This window comes from Enterobacter sp. CFEC122 (genome assembly GCF_052983755.1).
Genome location: NZ_JBRIQR010000009.1, coordinates 26,670 through 44,726 on the forward strand (window position 1 = coordinate 26,670; position 18,057 = coordinate 44,726).

Consider the following 18,057-nt stretch of genomic DNA (forward strand, 5'->3'; position numbering starts at 1 on the left):
AAAAGAGTTTAAACATTATCAGGAGAGCATTATGGCTGTTACTAATATCGCTGAACTGAACGCCCTCGTCGAGCGCGTGAAAAAAGCCCAGCGTGAATATGCCAATTTCACCCAAGAACAGGTTGATAAAATCTTCCGCGCGGCCGCACTGGCTGCTGCAGATGCTCGAATCCCTCTCGCTAAAATGGCCGTTGCCGAATCCGGCATGGGTATCGTTGAAGATAAAGTGATCAAAAACCACTTTGCTTCAGAGTATATCTACAACGCCTATAAAGATGAGAAAACCTGTGGCGTGCTGTCTGAAGACGACACCTTCGGTACTATCACCATCGCTGAACCTATCGGCATTATCTGCGGTATCGTTCCGACCACTAACCCAACGTCTACCGCTATCTTCAAATCACTGATTAGCCTGAAGACCCGTAACGCAATCATCTTCTCTCCACACCCACGTGCGAAAGACGCGACCAACAAAGCTGCAGATATCGTCCTGCAGGCTGCTATCGCTGCGGGTGCACCAAAAGACCTGATTGGCTGGATCGACCAACCTTCTGTTGAGCTGTCCAACGCGCTGATGCATCACCCGGACATTAACCTGATTCTGGCGACCGGTGGTCCTGGCATGGTTAAAGCTGCATACAGCTCCGGTAAACCGGCTATCGGTGTGGGCGCGGGTAACACCCCTGTTGTTATCGACGAAACTGCTGACATCAAACGTGCTGTCGCGTCTGTACTGATGTCTAAAACCTTCGATAACGGTGTAATCTGTGCATCTGAACAGTCTGTTGTGGTTGTGGATTCCGTATATGACGCGGTTCGCGAACGTTTCGCCAGCCACGGCGGCTACCTGCTGCAGGGCAAAGAGCTGAAAGCGGTTCAGGACATTATCCTGAAAAATGGCGCGCTGAACGCCGCTATCGTGGGTCAGCCAGCCTACAAAATTGCTGAACTCGCAGGCTTTACCGTTCCGGCAACCACCAAAATCCTGATCGGTGAAGTGAAAGTTGTTGACGAAAGCGAGCCGTTCGCACACGAAAAACTGTCTCCTACGCTTGCCATGTACCGTGCGAAAGATTTCGAAGAGGCGGTAGAGAAAGCGGAGAAGCTGGTTGCCATGGGCGGTATCGGTCACACCTCTTGTCTGTACACTGACCAGGATAACCAGCCAGAGCGTGTTGCTCACTTCGGTCAGATGATGAAAACCGCACGTATCCTGATCAACACCCCTGCTTCTCAGGGTGGTATCGGTGACCTGTACAACTTTAAACTCGCACCTTCCCTGACTCTGGGTTGTGGTTCCTGGGGTGGTAACTCCATCTCTGAAAACGTTGGTCCAAAACACCTGATCAACAAGAAAACCGTTGCTAAGCGAGCTGAAAACATGTTGTGGCACAAACTTCCGAAATCTATCTACTTCCGCCGTGGCTCTCTGCCAATCGCGCTGGATGAAGTGATTACTGATGGCCACAAACGTGCGCTCATCGTGACTGACCGTTTCCTGTTCAACAACGGCTACGCTGACCAGATCACCTCTGTGCTGAAAGCGGCTGGCGTCGAAACTGAAGTGTTCTTCGAAGTTGAAGCTGACCCAACCCTGAGCGTGGTACGTAAAGGTGCTGAACTGGCTAACTCCTTCAAACCTGATGTGATTATCGCACTGGGTGGTGGTTCCCCAATGGACGCCGCGAAAATCATGTGGGTGATGTACGAGCATCCAGAAACTCACTTCGAAGAACTGGCGCTGCGCTTTATGGATATCCGTAAACGTATCTACAAGTTCCCGAAAATGGGCGTAAAAGCGAAAATGATCGCGGTCACCACCACTTCCGGTACCGGTTCAGAAGTCACGCCATTCGCGGTAGTAACAGACGATGCAACCGGCCAGAAATACCCACTGGCTGACTACGCACTGACGCCAGACATGGCTATCGTTGATGCGAACCTGGTTATGGAGATGCCGAAGTCACTGTGTGCATTCGGTGGTCTGGATGCGGTAACTCACGCCCTGGAAGCTTACGTTTCTGTACTGGCATCTGAGTTCTCTGACGGTCAGGCTCTGCAGGCTCTGAAACTGCTGAAAGAAAACCTGCCAGCGTCCTACAACGAAGGGTCTAAAAACCCTGTAGCACGTGAACGTGTCCACAGTGCCGCAACCATCGCCGGTATCGCGTTTGCCAACGCCTTCCTGGGTGTTTGCCACTCAATGGCGCACAAACTGGGCTCACAGTTCCACATTCCTCACGGTCTGGCGAACGCCCTGTTGATCAGCAACGTTATCCGTTATAACGCTAACGACAACCCAACCAAGCAGACTGCTTTCAGCCAGTACGACCGCCCACAAGCACGTCGTCGCTATGCTGAAATCGCTGACCACCTTGGTCTGAGCGCACCGGGCGACCGTACTGCTGCCAAGATTGAGAAACTGCTGGCATGGCTGGAAAGCCTGAAAGCTGAACTGGGTATTCCTAAGTCAATCCGTGAAGCGGGCGTACAGGAAGCTGACTTCCTTGCTCACGTAGATAAGCTGTCTGAAGATGCATTCGATGACCAGTGTACTGGTGCTAACCCGCGCTACCCACTGATCTCCGAGCTGAAACAGATTCTGCTGGATACCTACTACGGTCGTGAGTTCAAAGAAGGTGACGTTGCCGCTGTGAAAACAGAAGCACCTGTCATTAAAGCTGACAAGAAAGCGAAGAAAAGCGCTTAATTGACATCAGCAGATGAAAAACCCGCCTTTATGGCGGGTTTTTTTATGTGTGAATAATAAGCCAGACGTTATTTTCTGTTGTCGTGCTGAATCGCCGTCAGCGAGCCTACAGATAGCGCTTCTTTATAATGCTTACGGCAGACCGAAACATAGCGTTCATTGCCGCCTATCACCACCTGCTCACCATCTGCATAAGGTTTTCCGGCCTGGTCAAGACGAAGTACCATACTGGCTTTACGACCGCAGAAGCAGATCGTTTTCAGTTCGACAAGTTTATCCGACCAGGCGAGCAAATACTGGCTCCCTTCAAAAAGCTCGCCGCGGAAATCCGTGCGCAGGCCATAACACAGCACGGGGATATCAAGCTCATCGACTACCTCTGACAGGGCATGGACCTGTTCACGCGTCAGAAACTGGCTCTCATCGACCAGGACACAATGAATGGGCTGCGCAGCATGTTCTGTACGAATGTCTTCAAACAGATCGGTTTTCGGGTTAAACAGCCTTGCAGGCGACGAGAGCCCTATTCTGGAGCTCACCTTCCCCGCGCCAAAGCGATCGTCAATTTCCGCCGTATAAACAACGGTACGCATCCCTCGCTCCTGATAATTGTACGAGGATTGCAGCAGCGCGGTGGATTTCCCGGCATTCATTGCCGAATAGTAGAAATAAAGTTGTGCCATTGGCCGTAAAACCCTAATCAATGTGTAATATTCCCGATGAGTCATTGTACCATATTTTGTCTGGTCATCAGCGATGCAGCGCACAGAGGATGCAGTTCAGTACGGCGTTCAGTACCTTCTGTTTAACAAAATAACCCGTTAAAACATGAAGTAAACGCATTCAGCCAGGCAATGAGGTTATAGGTTCAACCAAACATAACACTTCTTTTTATAGTGGAATCCGTGTTCTTTAAGATTCACTATTTATTAACTATTTCAGGCTTAACACCAGGGGTGAGAACTAATACAAAAGGCTGATATTTCTCCGCCGCAACTATAATTCCTGCGGGAAATGTCACAAAAAAAGATGCAGGCGGCCTGTTTTAGCATGCTCAGATGATAACAACCGAGACTGCTGGGTGGCGGAATTTAAGTTAGCGTAATTAATAATAGCGGCAATATTTAGTATTTTTTGAATTCCTTACATTCCTGGCTATTGCACAACTGAATTTATGGCTCTATTATTAGCTCAACAAACCACCCCCCATTATAAGTTTGAGATTACTACAATGAGCGAAGCACTTAAAATTCTGAACAACATCCGTACTCTTCGTGCGCAGGCAAGAGAATGCACCCTCGAAACGCTTGAAGAAATGCTGGAAAAATTAGAAGTTGTAGTTAATGAACGTCGCGAAGAAGAAAGCGCTGCTGCGGCTGAAATCGAAGAACGTACTCGTAAACTGCAGCAATATCGTGAAATGCTGATTGCTGATGGTATCGATCCAAATGAATTGCTGAACAGCATGGCTGCCGCTAAAACCGGTACTAAAGCAAAGCGTGCTGCCCGTCCTGCTAAATATAGCTACGTTGATGAGAACGGCGAAACTAAAACCTGGACTGGCCAGGGTCGTACTCCTGCTGTTATCAAGAAAGCGATGGATGAGCAAGGTAAACAGCTGGACGACTTCCTGATCAAGGATTAATCGAGCCTTATTCAGAAAAATCCCGCTTATTGCGGGATTTTTTTTAACCTAAATTTGCCGCAAACATCCTCTTACACTCTGTCATAAAGCATTATTTAGCAATTTCATCGACTGTACTTTAAGACAGGTTTTCGGGAGTGTTAGGGGCATAAAAAAACCGGTGGGCAACGCCTCACCGGTTTGAACATTTGCAGCGGTGGCTTATTTCTTAATACCTACGCTCTCTTTGAGCCAGGTCTTAAATTCTTCGCCGAGGGTATTGTGGCGGATACCATATTCAACAAACGCCTGCATATAACCGAGCTTATTACCGCAGTCATGGCTCTTACCTTTCATATGGTAGGCCTCAACGGTCTCTTTCTCGATCAGCATATCGATGGCATCCGTCAGCTGGATCTCATCACCCGCTCCTGGAGGCGTTTTAGCCAGCAGAGGCCAGATTTCAGCACTCAGCACATAGCGACCTACAACGGCAAGGTTTGAAGGCGCTACGTCGGCTTTAGGCTTCTCTACGACGCCAACCATTGGCACACTCTCACCCGGCTCAAGGTTAACGCCTTTGCAGTCAACCACACCGTATGCCGTTACGTCTTCAACAGGCTCAACCATAATCTGGCTGCTGCCGGTTTCGTCGAAACGCTTGATCATTTCAGCCAGGTTATCCTGAGAAAGATCGGATTCGTATTCGTCCAGAATAACGTCAGGCAGAATTACCGCTACAGGCTCATCACCTACGACAGGGTGCGCGCACATAACAGCGTGGCCCAGACCTTTCGCCAGCCCCTGACGAACCTGCATAATGGTGACGTGTGGAGGGCAAATAGACTGAACTTCTTCTAACAGCTGACGCTTAACACGCTTTTCCAGCATGGCTTCAAGTTCAAAGCTTGTATCGAAATGGTTTTCGATAGAGTTTTTAGATGAATGCGTAACCAGCACAATTTCAGTGATGCCGGCTGCGATACATTCATTAACGACATACTGGATTAATGGCTTATCAACCAGAGGCAGCATCTCTTTAGGAATCGCCTTGGTTGCTGGTAACATCCTGGTCCCCAATCCCGCTACCGGGATAACGGCCTTTCTGACTTTCGAATTTAGGGCAGCCATTCAAATTCTCCTGAGCTGTTCAAGTTTTGAACTTTTATGCAATAAATAACGCGTTGAGTATATCAGCCTCGCCCCGCAGTCCGGGTCTGAAAAGAACGCGTTGCCGATCAATTAGGATAAATACGCATGAAACCGGGCAGCGATAGTAGCACTCCCCGCAAAACACAGGTAAAGCAATCTTAAAATGACGATCCAATTGCTTATTCCGTGGACAACATTAAGCGTAGCCGCCCCCCGGCGCCCCAAATTTGGCACTGCCAGGAGGAACAGCGGTGGCTAATTTGATTAAGATACGCCGTTCCCAACGTCCCAAGCGGTACACCGTTACTCACCTGAATATGGTGTTCACCGGTATTCAGTGATGCATTGAGACCGGCTGAAACAAGGATCAGATTTTTTAAACCGCTGTGGTAATAGCCGACCAATAGCGGAAACTGTCCAGGCAAATTGGCCTGACGAAAAAGCTGGTTTACCTGTTTGAGTAAACTGCCTAACTCCGGCAACCGTTGTCCCTGATGGGATAACTGTTCCTGCAACAAACCATTAAATAGCGCACGAAGAAGCAACGCCGCTAATACACCGTTATCCCCCGCCCGGGTGACATCCAGGGAATAAAACGCAAGGTCAGAATCTGACAGTGGCGCAATATCCAGCACCAGCCCAGGCTGGTCAGCGGCCACCAGCTGCCGATAATTTACGCGACAGTGGGAAATAGTTTGCTGGACGGGCGGCTGGAGTTCTTGCAACAGTTTCGCCGCAGCAGGCGGATTACTCACCAGAGCGTCCCAGTCCTGGAAAAGACGTTCCTCTTCCTCTACCCGGGAATTAAACATATTCGGATAAAGGCACGCTAAGACCGTTTCTCGCAGCCGGTTCAAATCTTTAACCGGCTTAAGCAGAATATCCTGTACCCCAAGACGTAATGCTTTTGCGATATCCGCCATGTTCTCGGTGGCAGAGATCACCAGAATCGGCGTCTGATTGCCTTCGTTACGCAGATGCTCAACCAGCTTCAGTCCATTCATGCGCGGCATCGCAATGTCGCAAATCATCAAATCGGGCGTAATGCTGATCATTTTTTCCAGGGCGTCGATGCCATCTTCAGCCAGTGACGTCATTGCGCCCAGCGAGGATAACCACGAATCCAGTAGCGATCGGAAAACGGGCTCGTCTTCAACAATCAAAATGTGTTTTCCGGCCAATGGCTGCGTCATGGTTCCTCCCCTGGCTGACAGTAACTAAATAGTGGCATGCGATCGGCACTATCGCCTGTCAGATTTTGCTGAAGTAGTCAAAAAAAGGTGCTTAACGTGCGGTTTGCACAAAAGGCAACAATTCGTCCATTTTCTTTTCGACGGCTAACGAGCCCGCTGCGATGGCGGCCTCAGCCCGATGGAAATCAAGAGTAGAGATTTGCGGACAGTACGGCTGAATAAGAATATCCGGAGGATCGCCTGCCATACGGTTACGTTTAAGGCGATTCTCGAGTACCTGAATTGACGTGGTCATGATTTCTATCGCCGTCGGCGCAGCAACCGAACGACGTGCGGTCATACGCCCGATTCTTCCGCGCAGGCGCGCGTGCCAGGCCAGTTTCTCGCCCTCAGCATCTTCGCTCTGGAGATTGACCGGCATGAGATCCTGTTGCATCAGGTGGGCGTCGTGCTGCAGGTCGACGGCAATCACGATGTCAGCACCCATTGCACGCGTCAGAGAGATGGGAACCGGGTTAACGACGCCACCATCGACAAGCCAGTAACCGTTGTGTGGGACAGGCGCCATGAGTCCCGGCATACTGCAGGAGGCACGCACGGCAAGATGGATATCCCCTTCGGTTAGCCAGAGTTCGCGACCTGTACTGAGGTTCGTCGCGACGGCGCCGAAAGGCATCTGACAATCAGTGAAGTCTTCGAGGGGCATAACCTGGCGGAACTGGTTAAAGACGCGTTCGCCGCGCAGCAGTCCACCACGCTGCCAGGAGAGGTCCATCAGACGCAGCACGTCCCAGTAGCTGAAGGAGCGCACCCACGTCTCGAGCTCCGGAAGCTTCCCGCACGCGTAAGCGGAGCCGACAAGCGATCCGATTGAGCACCCTGCAACAATATCGACGGTAATGCCCATCTGATTTAAGGCATTAATCACGCCGATGTGTGACCATCCCCGGGCGGCACCTGAACCCAGCGCCAGCCCAATTTTAACCTTTCTCATTAGTCCTGTTTTACGTCCCCTGGATTCCTGACATGGCATCAACGCGACGCCTCAGTTAACATAGTGCTACCCGAAGCGTTTTACGCCTTTATTTTTTGTTCCAGGAAGAGAATCGTGTCTCAACTCTGCCCTTGTGGTAGCGCTCTGGAGTATAGCCTATGTTGCCAGCGATATCTTTCTGGCGATCAGGTTGCACCAGACCCGTCACACCTTATGCGTTCACGGTACACTGCTTTTGTGATCAAAGACGCAGACTACCTGATTAAAACCTGGCATCCATCCTGCCACGCAGCCGATTTCAAACAGGACATCGAAGCCGGGTTTGCGAACACGCAGTGGCTCGGCCTCACCGTCTATGAATCCTCTCCAGGCAGTCATGAAGATGAAGGTTACGTCAGCTTTGTTGCCCGTTTTACCGAGAACGCTAAGCCTGGCGCCATTATCGAGCGTTCCCGGTTCTTAAAGGAACGCGGGCAATGGTATTATATTGACGGAACGCGTCCACAGTTTGGTCGTAACGATCCCTGCCCGTGTGGTTCAGGTAAAAAATTTAAAAAGTGTTGCGAGCAGTAATGCCTGACAACCCAGACTTCGCAAATACAAACAGGATTTCCCGGCGATGCAATCATTACAACGTAAAGTTCTGCGCACCATCTGTCCCGATCAAAAAGGGCTGATCGCACGAATTACCAACATTTGCTACAAGCATGAACTGAATATCGTGCAGAACAACGAGTTCGTTGACCACCGTACCGGCCGCTTCTTCATGCGTACCGAACTGGAAGGTATTTTCAACGACACCACGCTGCTGGCCGATCTGGACAGCGCGCTTCCGGAAGGCTCCGTGCGCGAGCTGACCCCTGCGGGCCGACGCCGCATCGTGATCCTGGTGACCAAAGAAGCACATTGTCTGGGCGACCTGCTGATGAAAGCCAACTACGGCGGTCTGGATGTCGAAATTGCGGCTGTTATTGGCAATCACGAGACGTTGCGCTCGCTGGTCGAGCGCTTTGATATTCCGTTCGAGCTGGTCAGCCATGAAGGCCATACGCGTGAAGAGCACGACGATCTGATGGCGCAGGCCATTGAAGCGCATAACCCGGACTACGTGGTGCTGGCGAAATACATGCGCGTGTTAACGCCGTCTTTCGTGGCGCGTTTCCCGAACAAGATCATCAACATCCACCACTCGTTCCTGCCGGCCTTTATTGGTGCGCGTCCATACCACCAGGCGTACGAGCGCGGCGTGAAGATCATCGGCGCGACAGCCCACTACGTGAATGACAATCTGGACGAAGGTCCCATCATCATGCAGGACGTGATTCATGTGGATCACACTTACACCGCTGAGGACATGATGCGTGCAGGGCGTGACGTTGAGAAGAATGTGTTAAGCCGCGCGCTGTATCAGGTACTGGCCCAGCGTGTCTTCGTTTACGGCAACAGAACTATCATTCTTTAATCTTTCGGAAAATGAATTGATTAGCTTTGCGCCTTTACGGATAAAAAGCAGGCAAACAACTTCATTTCCCTAAAGGAAATCTTTACAGGGGCGTCTCATTTGATATGATGCGCCCCGCTTCCAGCAGGAAGCAGGCCAGTAAAAAAGCATTACCCCGTGGTGGGGTTCCCGAGCGGCCAAAGGGAGCAGACTGTAAATCTGCCGTCATCGACTTCGAAGGTTCGAATCCTTCCCCCACCACCATCTCTCAGCACGACCTCAAAATTTGAATTACCCCTGGTGGGGTTCCCGAGCGGCCAAAGGGAGCAGACTGTAAATCTGCCGTCATCGACTTCGAAGGTTCGAATCCTTCCCCCACCACCATCACTTTCAAATAACGCCAAATCTTCTGTTCGCACCGGGCATCATGCATTTCGGTAACGGGGAAGGAAGAGAAGCTTCGACTAAGGTTCGATTCGAGCGCAGCGAGAAAGCGTTGCCGAAGGCAACGACCCGAAGGGCGAGGCGCAACGCGCCGGGTCATCCTTCCCCCACCACCATCACTTCCCCAACATAAAAAAACCGAGTCCGCCCTTGTAGGCCGGGTAAGGCGCAGCCGCCACCCGGCGACAGAAACCTACATCGGAGGCAAGCGACGCCTGACCGGCGAACTCTTCACAATCGACGTATTACACTGGGCATGTTCCGCCAGGCCGTCCAGCAGCGCATCAAGCTGTTCGATTGACCGCACCACCAGCCTGATGACGAAGCAGTCCTCCCCGGTGACTTTGTCGCTCTCAATACACTCCGGCATCGCCTGAATATACTTATCCACCTTATGCAACAGCCCTGGCAACGGCCGTACGCGTACCAGTGCCTGCAGCGTATACCCCAGCGCCGCCAGATTCACCCTTGCACCATAACCCTGAATCACACCGCGCTCTTCCAGCCGCTTCAGGCGCTCTGCCGTACTGGGGGACGTCAGACCGATGCGGCCGCTGAGCACCTTCAACGACATGCGCGCATCCTCAACCAGGCAGGCTAAAATTTGTCGGTCGATATCATCGATAAGGCATTCCATTCTTTTCACCTAATTTTAAAAAGTCATTTACCTTTTCAACCTTATCTCACCCCTGTAAAACCCGACAGCGATTTTCGACAATAGCGTCATTAATCAGGAGGTGGATGATGCGTGATTTCCATAAAGGCGTCTGGCAGATGAGTCTGGCGATGTTAATTTCCGGCTCTATCGGCGCGTTTGTTTTGCTCTCCGGTCTGCCGGTGACGGAAGTGGTGTTCTGGCGCTGTCTTATCGGGGCTATGGCGCTTTTTATTTTTATCCGGGTCAGTCAAAAGCCCTTCAGCCCCCTCACCCGCACCACGCTGCTGCTGGCTATTCTTGGCGGCGTGGCGCTCGTGGTGAACTGGCTGCTGCTCTTCGCGGCCTATGAGCGCATCTCAATTGGTCTTTCAACCGTGGTCTATAACACCCAGCCTTTTATGCTGGTCTTGATGGGGATGTTTTTAGGGGAACGCGTCAGCCTGGTGAAATGGGGGTGGCTATTCCTCGCCTTTGGCGGCGTGGTGATCCTGCTCTCCAGCGAGCTGACCGGCGCGCATGGCAGCGAATGGCTCACCGGAATAGGTTTGGCCATGGCCGCGGCCTTCTTCTACGCGCTGACGGCAATCATTGCGCGCAAACTGAAAACAATCGCACCGCAGCATATTGCCTTTATCCAGGTGCTGACCGGCGTCGTGATGCTTTTGCCGTTTGCCAGCCTGCCGTCATTTTCCGGTGATTTCCCCTGGCCGATGCTGCTGACGCTCGGCATTGTCCATACCGGCATTATGTACCAGCTGCTCTACAGCGCAATTCAGAAGCTGCCTACGCCCATCACCGGCTCCCTGTCGTTTATCTATCCGGTGGTAGCAATTGTTGTCGATAATCTGGTGTTCGGACACGCGCTTAACCTGACGCAGCTGGCGGGCGGCGCGCTGATCCTGTTTGCTGCCGCGGGCAACAACCTGGGCTGGGGCGAAAAAAAACCCCGCGAGTGCGGGGTTAGTATCAAAACGGCGAATTAGCGACGGGCGCGTACAATCTGGTATTTGCGCGTCAGGTACTCCACCGGCGCGCTCCAGATGTGGACCAGGCGGGAGAACGGGAACAGCACAAACAGCGTCATCCCCAGCACCAGGTGAACGCGGAAGATAAACGCCACGCCGTCCAGGTGCTCAGATGCTCCGCCGTGGAAGGTCACCACGGACTGCGCCCAGCCGACCAGCTTCATCATTTCGCTTCCGTCCATATGCTGCGCCGAGAACGGAATGGTCAGCAGACCCAGCGCGCACTGTACCATCAGCAGGGAGAGGATCAGGATATCCGCTGCGGTTGTGGTCGCACGCACGCGCGGGCTGAACAGACGACGCTTGAGCAGCAGCAGGCCGCCAACAAGGGTCATCACGCCGCAGGCACCGCCCGCGATCATCGCCATCTTCTGCTTCACCTCAATCGGCAGCCACGCTTCATACATCCAGTGCGGCGTCAGCATCCCGAGGAAGTGACCGGCAAAAATGCCCAGAATCCCGATGTGGAACAGGTTAGACGCGACGTGCATCCCCTTGCGGTCCAGCATCTGGCTGGAGGCGGCACGCCAGGTGTACTGGCCATAATCGTAACGCAGCCAGCTTCCCACCAGGAACACGGTGCCCGCGATATACGGGTAAATGTCAAAGAAGAACATATTCAGGAAGTGCATTAGTGCCGTCCTCCGTTAGAGATATTCAAATATTGCGGGGCAACCGCGCCGGCAAAACGGCGCTGGTGAGCAGCGATTTCAGACTCGCCGCAGTTCTGGTCAGCAAAGAATTTGACCTGCTCTTCTTCCCAGACCGCATCCAGCGCCTGTGGCGTATCGTCACGGGCCTCATCGGCGATTTTCTCCGCCACTTTTTCACTGTCGACAGAGGCGTTGGCGAGCTTCACCAGCAGTTCGAACAGCACCGCGTAGCGGCTCTCACGCTGCTGAAGACGCGCGCCGAGCAGCGCCAGGATCGGCGCGATGTCCTGCAGACCGCCCAGCGCCTCTTCTTTTGGCAGCTGCGCCAGATATTCCAGATAGAGCGGCAGGTGATCCGGCAGCTCGCGGCTGTCGAGCTGCAGGCCGTGCTGCTCGTACTGTGCCATCAGGTCAACCATCGCCTGACCGCGGTCGCGGGATTCACCGTGAACGTGTTCGAACAGCAGCAGCGAGGTCGCACGCCCCCGATCAAACAGCTGACTGTAGTCCGCCTGCGCATCAAGAAGATCGCGCGCCAGCAGGTCACGGAGGAAAACGCCCAGCTTCTGGGCATCTTCTTTATCCAGGTTTTCAGATGCCGCAAGCGCATCAAAAAGTTCCTGCTGGTGCTGCGCCAGCGCAGCATCCGGGTACTCGAGCAGACGCGAAACAATGACGAGTTCAATCATGAGTGCGGCTCCGTTTTACTGGTCACATCCATGGCGTCGATGCGGCGGCTGTTGAACAGGTTGAATTTGCTGTCTGACCCGTGGCAGCCGTCGCCAAAGGTAAAGCCACAGCCGTTTTTCTCCGGGAAGGCCTCGCGGGCCAGCTCACGGTGGCTGCTCGGCACCACGAAACGGTCTTCGTAGTTGGCAATCGCCAGATAGCGGTACATTTCCTGCGCCTGCGCTTCGGTCAGACCGACCTCTTCCAGCGCGCGGGTGTCGGTTACGCCGTCCACGGTTTCGGCACGCTTGAAGTGGCGCATCGCCAACATACGCTTCAGCGCCAGCAGTACGGGCTGGGTATCCCCTGCGGTCAGCAGGTTGGCCAGATACTGAACCGGAATACGCAGGCTCTCCACGTCCGGCAGAATGCCGTTGCTGCCCAGCTCACCCGCGTCAGCGGCAGACTGAATCGGCGACAGCGGCGGCACGTACCAGACCATCGGCAGCGTGCGGTATTCCGGATGCAGCGGCAGGGCCAGCTTCCAGTCCATCGCCATTTTGTACACCGGAGACTGCTGCGCGGCGTCGATTACGCTCTGCGGAATGCCGTCCTTCAGCGCCTGCTCAATCACTTTCGGATCGTTCGGGTCGAGGAAGACATCCAGCTGACGCTGATACAGATCCTTCTCGTTCTCGGTGCTCGCGGCGTTTTCAATCGCGTCCGCGTCGTACAGCAGCACGCCGAGGTAGCGAATACGGCCTACGCAGCTTTCGGAACAGACGGTCGGCATACCGGCTTCGATACGCGGGTAGCAGAAGATGCACTTCTCGGACTTGCCGCTCTTCCAGTTGAAGTAGATCTTTTTGTACGGGCAGCCGGTGATGCACATGCGCCAGCCGCGGCACTTGTCCTGGTCGATCAGCACGATGCCGTCTTCTTCACGCTTGTAGATGGCGCCGCTCGGGCAGGTCGCCACGCACGCCGGGTTAAGGCAGTGCTCGCACAGGCGCGGCAGATACATCATGAAGGTATTTTCGAACTGGCCGTACATCGCCTTCTGCATGTTCTCGAAGTTCTGGTCTTTGGCGCGTTTTTCGAACTCGCCGCCCAGAATCTCCTCCCAGTTTGGACCGCTGGTAATTTTGTCCATGCGCTGACCGGTGATCAGCGAGCGGGGACGGGCGATCGGCTGGTGTTTACCTTCCGGCGCGTTGTGCAGATTCTGGTAGTCGTAGTCAAACGGCTCGTAGTAATCCTCGATGCCCGGCAGGTGCGGGTTAGCAAAGATTTTTCCCAGAAGCCAAGCGCGGTTACCCATGCGCGGCTGCAGCTTGCCGTTGATTTTGCGGATCCAGCCGCCCTTCCACTTCTCCTGATTTTCCCAGTCGGTCGGGAAGCCGGTGCCCGGCTTGCTTTCCACGTTGTTGAACCAGGCGTATTCCATACCTTCGCGGCTGGTCCAGACGTTTTTACAGGTGACCGAGCAGGTATGGCAGCCGATGCATTTATCCAGATTCAGCACCATGCCGACTTGTGAACGAATTTTCATTTTACGCTCTCCTGTACCTGGTCATTACCTTCGCCGTCTAACCAGTTAATATTCTTCATCTTACGTACCACCACGAACTCATCGCGGTTCGATCCTACGGTGCCGTAGTAGTTAAAGCCGTAGGCCAGTTGGGCATAGCCACCAATCATGTGGGTCGGCTTCGGCGTAATGCGGGTCACGGAGTTGTGGATCCCGCCGCGCTGCTCGGTGATCTCTGACCCCGGCAGGTTCACGATACGTTCCTGCGCGTGGTACATCATGGTCATCCCGGCCGGTACGCGCTGGCTCACCACCGCACGCGCCGTCAGGGCACCGTTGCTGTTGAACACTTCGATCCAGTCGTTATCTTCAATACCCAGATCTTTGGCATCCGTTTCGCTCATCCAGACAATCGGACCGCCGCGCGACAGGGTCAGCATCAGCAGGTTGTCGCTGTAGGTGGAGTGGATCCCCCACTTCTGGTGCGGCGTCAGGAAGTTCAGCGCCTTCTCCGGGTTACCGTTGGATTTTGCGCCCATTACCGCTTTCACGGAGCGGGTGTCGATAGGCGGACGGTACACCAGCAGGCTTTCACCGAAGTCGCGCATCCACTGGTGGTCCTGATACAGCGACTGGCGGCCTGACAGGGTGCGCCATGGGATCAGCTCGTGAACGTTGGTGTAGCCGGCGTTATAGGACACATGCTCGTCTTCCAGGCCAGACCAGGTCGGGCTGGAGATAATCTTGCGCGGCTGGGCCTGAATATCGCGGAAGCGGATTTTCTCTTCCTCTTTATTCGTCGCCAGATGCGTATGGTCGCGACCGGTGAACGCGCTCAGCGCCGCCCAGGCCTTCACCGCGACGTGGCCGTTGGTTTCCGGGGCCAGGGTCAGGATCATCTCTGCCGCATCAATCGCCGTGTTCAGCATGGGCTGGCCTTTCGCCGGGCCGTCCGCTTTGGTGTAGTTGAGCTTGCGCAGCAGGTCCATTTCGCTCTGGGTGTTCCAGGCGATCCCTTTCCCGCCGTTACCGATTTTCTCCATCAGCGGGCCGATAGAGGTAAAGCGCTCGTACGTTGCCGGGTAGTCACGCTCAACCGGAATGATGTGCGGTGCGGTCACGCCCGGGATCAGATCGCATTCGCCTTTTTTCCAGTCCTTCACGTCCAGCGGCTGCGCCAGTTCGGCGGCAGAGTCGTGCTGGATAGGCAGCGTTACCACGTCAGTCTCTTTGCCGAGGTGCCCCACGCAGACTTCGGAGAATGTCTTCGCGATGTCTTTGTAGATTTCCCAGTCGCTTTTTGATTCCCACGCCGGGTCAACGGCCGCAGACAGCGGATGAATAAACGGATGCATATCCGAGGTATTCATGTCGTCTTTTTCGTACCAGGTGGCGGTAGGCAGCACGATGTCGGAGTACAGGCAGGTGCTGGACAGACGGAAGTCGAGGGTCACCACCAGATCCAGCTTGCCGTCGAGACCGTTGTCTTTCCACTCCACCTCTTCCGGCTTCACGCCGCCCTGCTTGCCGAGATCTTTCCCCTGGATACCGTTTTCGGTACCGAGCAGGTATTTCAGCATGTACTCGTGGCCTTTACCGGACGAGCCCAGCAGATTGGAGCGCCAGATGAACAGGTTGCGCGGGTGGTTTTTACCGTTTTCCGGCTGTTCTGCCGCGAAGCGGATTGAGCCATCCTTCAGGGATTGCACGGTGTAATCCACCGGTGACATGCCCGCTTTCTTCGCCTCTTGTGCAATGCGCAGCGGGTTAGTGCCCAGCTGCGGCGCAGACGGCAGCCAGCCCATACGCTCGGCGCGCACGTTGAAGTCAATCAGATGGCCGCTGTAGCGGGATTTATCCGCCATCGGCGACAGCAGCTCCTGTGCGGTGACCGTCTCGTAACGCCACTGGCTGGAGTGGTTATAGAAGTAGGAGGTGCTGTTCATGTGGCGTGCCGGACGCTGCCAGTCAAGGGCAAACGCCAGCGGCTGCCAGCCGGTCTGCGGACGCAGTTTTTCCTGACCCACGTAGTGCGCCCAGCCGCCGCCGCTCTGGCCGACGCAGCCGCAGAAGATCAGCATGTTGATCAGACCACGGTAGTTCATATCGAGGTGATACCAGTGGTTAAGACCCGCACCGACGATGATCATGGAACGACCGTGAGTCTTGTCGGCGTTTTCCGCAAACTCGCGGGCGATACGCACGATCTGCGCGCGTGGAACGCCGGTGATCTGCTCCGCCCATGCCGGGGTATAAGCCTTCACGTCGTCATAGCCGGTTGCGCAGTTTTCATCACCCAGACCGCGTTCCAGGCCGTAGTTCGCCATGGTCAGGTCATAGACGGTGGTGACCAGCGCGGTAGTCCCGTCGGCCAGCTGCAGGCGTTTCACCGGCAGCTTGTGCATCAGCACGTTTTTCAGCTCAACCTTGTTGAAGTGCTCGGAACCTTCGCCGCCAAAGTACGGGAAGCCCACCTCAGCAATCTCGTCCTGGCTACCCAGCATGCTCAGACGCAGTTCCGTCTCTTCGCCGGTCGTGCCGTTACGCTGCTCAAGGTTCCACTTGCCCTTCTCGCCCCAGCGGAAGCCGATAGAGCCGTTTGGCGCCACCAGCTCACCGTTGTTGTTATAGGCAACGGTTTTCCACTCTGGGTTATTTTCCTGGCCCAGCGCGTCCACCAGATCGGCGGCGCGCAGCGTACGGCCTGCGGCGTAGTAGCCGTCACGCTCTTCGAGCATCACCAGCATCGGCATATCGGTGTAGCGACGGACGTAGTCGGTGAAGTACTGGCTTGGTTTATCCAGGTGGAACTCGCGCAGCATGACGTGGCCCATCGCCATCGCCATCGCGGCATCGGTCCCCTGTTTCGGTGCCAGCCACAGATCGCACAGCTTGGCGATTTCGGCGTAGTCCGGGGTGACCGCCACGGTTTTGGTGCCTTTGTAACGGACTTCGGTAAAGAAGTGCGCGTCCGGCGTACGGGTCTGCGGCACGTTTGAGCCCCAGGCGATGATGTAGCTGGAGTTGTACCAGTCGGCGGACTCCGGTACGTCGGTCTGTTCGCCCCAGGTCTGTGGAGACGCTGGCGGCAGGTCGCAGTACCAGTCGTAGAAGCTCAGGCAGGTACCGCCGATTAAGGAGAGATAGCGCGCGCCGGAAGCGTAAGAGACCATCGACATCGCCGGGATTGGCGAGAAGCCTGCCACGCGGTCAGGACCGTAGGTTTTCACGGTGTAGACGTTGGAGGCGGCAATCAGCTCGTTCACCTCTTTCCAGGAAGAGCGAACGAAACCACCGCGACCGCGCGCCTGCTTGAAGCTTTTCGCTTTGTCGGCGTCCTCGATGATGGATGCCCACGCATCAACCGGATCGCTGTGCTGCACTTTCGCTTCACGCCACATTTTCATCAGGCGTTTACGCATCAGCGGGTATTTGAGACGGTTGGCGCTGTAGAGATACCAGGAGTAGCTGGCGCCACGCGGGCAGCCGCGCGGTTCATGGTTCGGCATATCCGGACGGGTACGCGGGTAGTCGGTCTGCTGCATTTCCCAGGTCACCAGACCGTTTTTAACGAAAATCTTCCAGCTACATGAGCCAGTGCAGTTTACGCCGTGGGTAGAACGGACGACTTTATCATGCTGCCAGCGCTGGCGGTAACCGTCTTCCCAGTCCCGGTTGGTATCCAGAACCTGGCCGTGCCCATCGGCAAACGTTTCGCCCTTCTGCTTGAAGTAGCGAAACCGGTCCAAAAACTTGCTCATCGGGTATCTCCTGTATGGAGCCTGTGGCTCTCTAAATCGACATTGCTGATTTGCAGCGAAGGTAACGCCCTGAAAGAGAGGGAGAATTGATAACGATCAAGACGACGAGGGACTTTCAGGCGAGGGATTACACCGAATACCACCAAAGCGGTATCTTTATAAATTTCATATCTATATGAAATATAAAGTCATTTCAATTTCA

Annotated in this window: 14 protein-coding genes, 2 tRNA genes and 1 other RNA gene; 8 read left to right on the forward strand and 9 right to left on the reverse strand. The window is 54.4% G+C overall.

Annotated features, from left to right (window positions below):
* The first annotated feature begins 31 nt into the window (after nucleotides 1-31).
* Nucleotides 32-2,710, forward strand: a complete 2,679-nt coding sequence (gene adhE / locus ACVCAM_RS08275) for a bifunctional acetaldehyde-CoA/alcohol dehydrogenase (RefSeq protein WP_021240331.1) — start codon at nucleotides 32-34, stop codon at nucleotides 2,708-2,710.
* Nucleotides 2,711-2,778: 68 nt separating this feature from the next.
* On the opposite strand, the gene tdk is transcribed toward adhE, so the two are convergent.
* Nucleotides 2,779-3,393 carry a thymidine kinase gene (tdk, locus tag ACVCAM_RS08280; protein WP_025913087.1) on the reverse strand — a complete coding sequence of 205 codons (615 nt, stop codon included), beginning with the start codon at nucleotides 3,391-3,393 and terminating at the stop codon, nucleotides 2,779-2,781.
* A gap of 548 nt (nucleotides 3,394-3,941) precedes the next feature.
* Here tdk and hns point away from each other — a divergent pair.
* The gene (gene hns / locus ACVCAM_RS08285; RefSeq protein ID WP_008502781.1) at nucleotides 3,942-4,355 is read left to right on the forward strand and encodes a histone-like nucleoid-structuring protein H-NS; all 414 of its coding nucleotides are present in this window, start codon (nucleotides 3,942-3,944) and stop codon (nucleotides 4,353-4,355) included.
* 201 nt (nucleotides 4,356-4,556) lie between these two features.
* On the opposite strand, the gene galU is transcribed toward hns, so the two are convergent.
* The 3 genes from galU to rssA all read right to left on the reverse strand — a co-directional run bounded on the left by galU (nucleotide 4,557) and on the right by rssA (nucleotide 7,673).
* The gene (galU, locus tag ACVCAM_RS08290) at nucleotides 4,557-5,465 is read right to left on the reverse strand and encodes a UTP--glucose-1-phosphate uridylyltransferase GalU (RefSeq protein ID WP_008502780.1); all 909 of its coding nucleotides are present in this window, start codon (nucleotides 5,463-5,465) and stop codon (nucleotides 4,557-4,559) included.
* 200 nt (nucleotides 5,466-5,665) lie between these two features.
* Nucleotides 5,666-6,679 (reverse strand): two-component system response regulator RssB, encoded by a 1,014-nt coding sequence (rssB, locus tag ACVCAM_RS08295; RefSeq protein ID WP_021240333.1) that lies wholly within the window; start codon nucleotides 6,677-6,679, stop codon nucleotides 5,666-5,668.
* A gap of 91 nt (nucleotides 6,680-6,770) precedes the next feature.
* On the reverse strand, nucleotides 6,771-7,673 hold the full coding sequence (gene rssA / locus ACVCAM_RS08300; protein WP_032674974.1) for a patatin-like phospholipase RssA: 903 nt from the start codon (nucleotides 7,671-7,673) through the stop codon (nucleotides 6,771-6,773).
* 114 nt (nucleotides 7,674-7,787) lie between these two features.
* Between rssA and ACVCAM_RS08305 the strand changes: the two genes are divergently transcribed.
* The 5 genes from ACVCAM_RS08305 (at nucleotide 7,788) to ACVCAM_RS08325 (ending at nucleotide 9,674) form a co-directional block, all read left to right on the forward strand.
* Nucleotides 7,788-8,246 carry a YchJ family protein gene (locus ACVCAM_RS08305; protein ID WP_343437104.1) on the forward strand — a complete coding sequence of 153 codons (459 nt, stop codon included), beginning with the start codon at nucleotides 7,788-7,790 and terminating at the stop codon, nucleotides 8,244-8,246.
* A gap of 46 nt (nucleotides 8,247-8,292) precedes the next feature.
* Nucleotides 8,293-9,135, forward strand: a complete 843-nt coding sequence (gene purU / locus ACVCAM_RS08310) for a formyltetrahydrofolate deformylase (RefSeq protein WP_021240336.1) — start codon at nucleotides 8,293-8,295, stop codon at nucleotides 9,133-9,135.
* A gap of 158 nt (nucleotides 9,136-9,293) precedes the next feature.
* Nucleotides 9,294-9,378: transfer RNA gene (locus ACVCAM_RS08315), tRNA-Tyr, on the forward strand.
* A gap of 35 nt (nucleotides 9,379-9,413) precedes the next feature.
* Nucleotides 9,414-9,498, forward strand: a tRNA-Tyr gene (locus ACVCAM_RS08320).
* A gap of 45 nt (nucleotides 9,499-9,543) precedes the next feature.
* Nucleotides 9,544-9,674, forward strand: a non-coding RNA gene (locus ACVCAM_RS08325) — RtT sRNA.
* A 77-nt stretch (nucleotides 9,675-9,751) separates the two neighbouring features.
* Here the strand turns inward: ACVCAM_RS08325 and ACVCAM_RS08330 are convergent.
* Nucleotides 9,752-10,195, reverse strand: a complete 444-nt coding sequence (locus ACVCAM_RS08330; RefSeq protein ID WP_021240337.1) for an Lrp/AsnC family transcriptional regulator — start codon at nucleotides 10,193-10,195, stop codon at nucleotides 9,752-9,754.
* A 107-nt stretch (nucleotides 10,196-10,302) separates the two neighbouring features.
* Here ACVCAM_RS08330 and ACVCAM_RS08335 point away from each other — a divergent pair, with 107 nt between their 5' ends.
* Nucleotides 10,303-11,199: a DMT family transporter gene (locus ACVCAM_RS08335; protein ID WP_335248415.1), complete on the forward strand. Its 897-nt coding sequence runs from the start codon at nucleotides 10,303-10,305 to the stop codon at nucleotides 11,197-11,199.
* Here the strand turns inward: ACVCAM_RS08335 and narI are convergent.
* Genes narI through ACVCAM_RS08355 form a run of 4 tightly spaced genes read right to left on the reverse strand, consistent with a single transcriptional unit; the run spans nucleotide 11,196 to nucleotide 17,855 of the window.
* Nucleotides 11,196-11,873 carry a respiratory nitrate reductase subunit gamma gene (gene narI, locus ACVCAM_RS08340; protein WP_021240339.1) on the reverse strand — a complete coding sequence of 226 codons (678 nt, stop codon included), beginning with the start codon at nucleotides 11,871-11,873 and terminating at the stop codon, nucleotides 11,196-11,198. The genes ACVCAM_RS08335 and narI overlap by 4 nt on opposite strands.
* Entirely contained in the window at nucleotides 11,873-12,583 is a 711-nt protein-coding gene (gene narJ / locus ACVCAM_RS08345; RefSeq protein WP_021240340.1) for a nitrate reductase molybdenum cofactor assembly chaperone, read from the reverse strand. Before narJ ends, narI begins: the two co-directional genes overlap by 1 nt.
* Nucleotides 12,580-14,115, reverse strand: coding sequence for a nitrate reductase subunit beta (gene narH / locus ACVCAM_RS08350; protein ID WP_021240341.1), 1,536 nt, complete (start codon nucleotides 14,113-14,115; stop codon nucleotides 12,580-12,582). Before narH ends, narJ begins: the two co-directional genes overlap by 4 nt.
* Nucleotides 14,112-17,855 carry a nitrate reductase subunit alpha gene (locus ACVCAM_RS08355; protein WP_025913092.1) on the reverse strand — a complete coding sequence of 1,248 codons (3,744 nt, stop codon included), beginning with the start codon at nucleotides 17,853-17,855 and terminating at the stop codon, nucleotides 14,112-14,114. The genes narH and ACVCAM_RS08355 overlap by 4 nt, the downstream gene beginning before the upstream one ends.
* Between the last annotated feature and the right edge of the window lie 202 nt (nucleotides 17,856-18,057).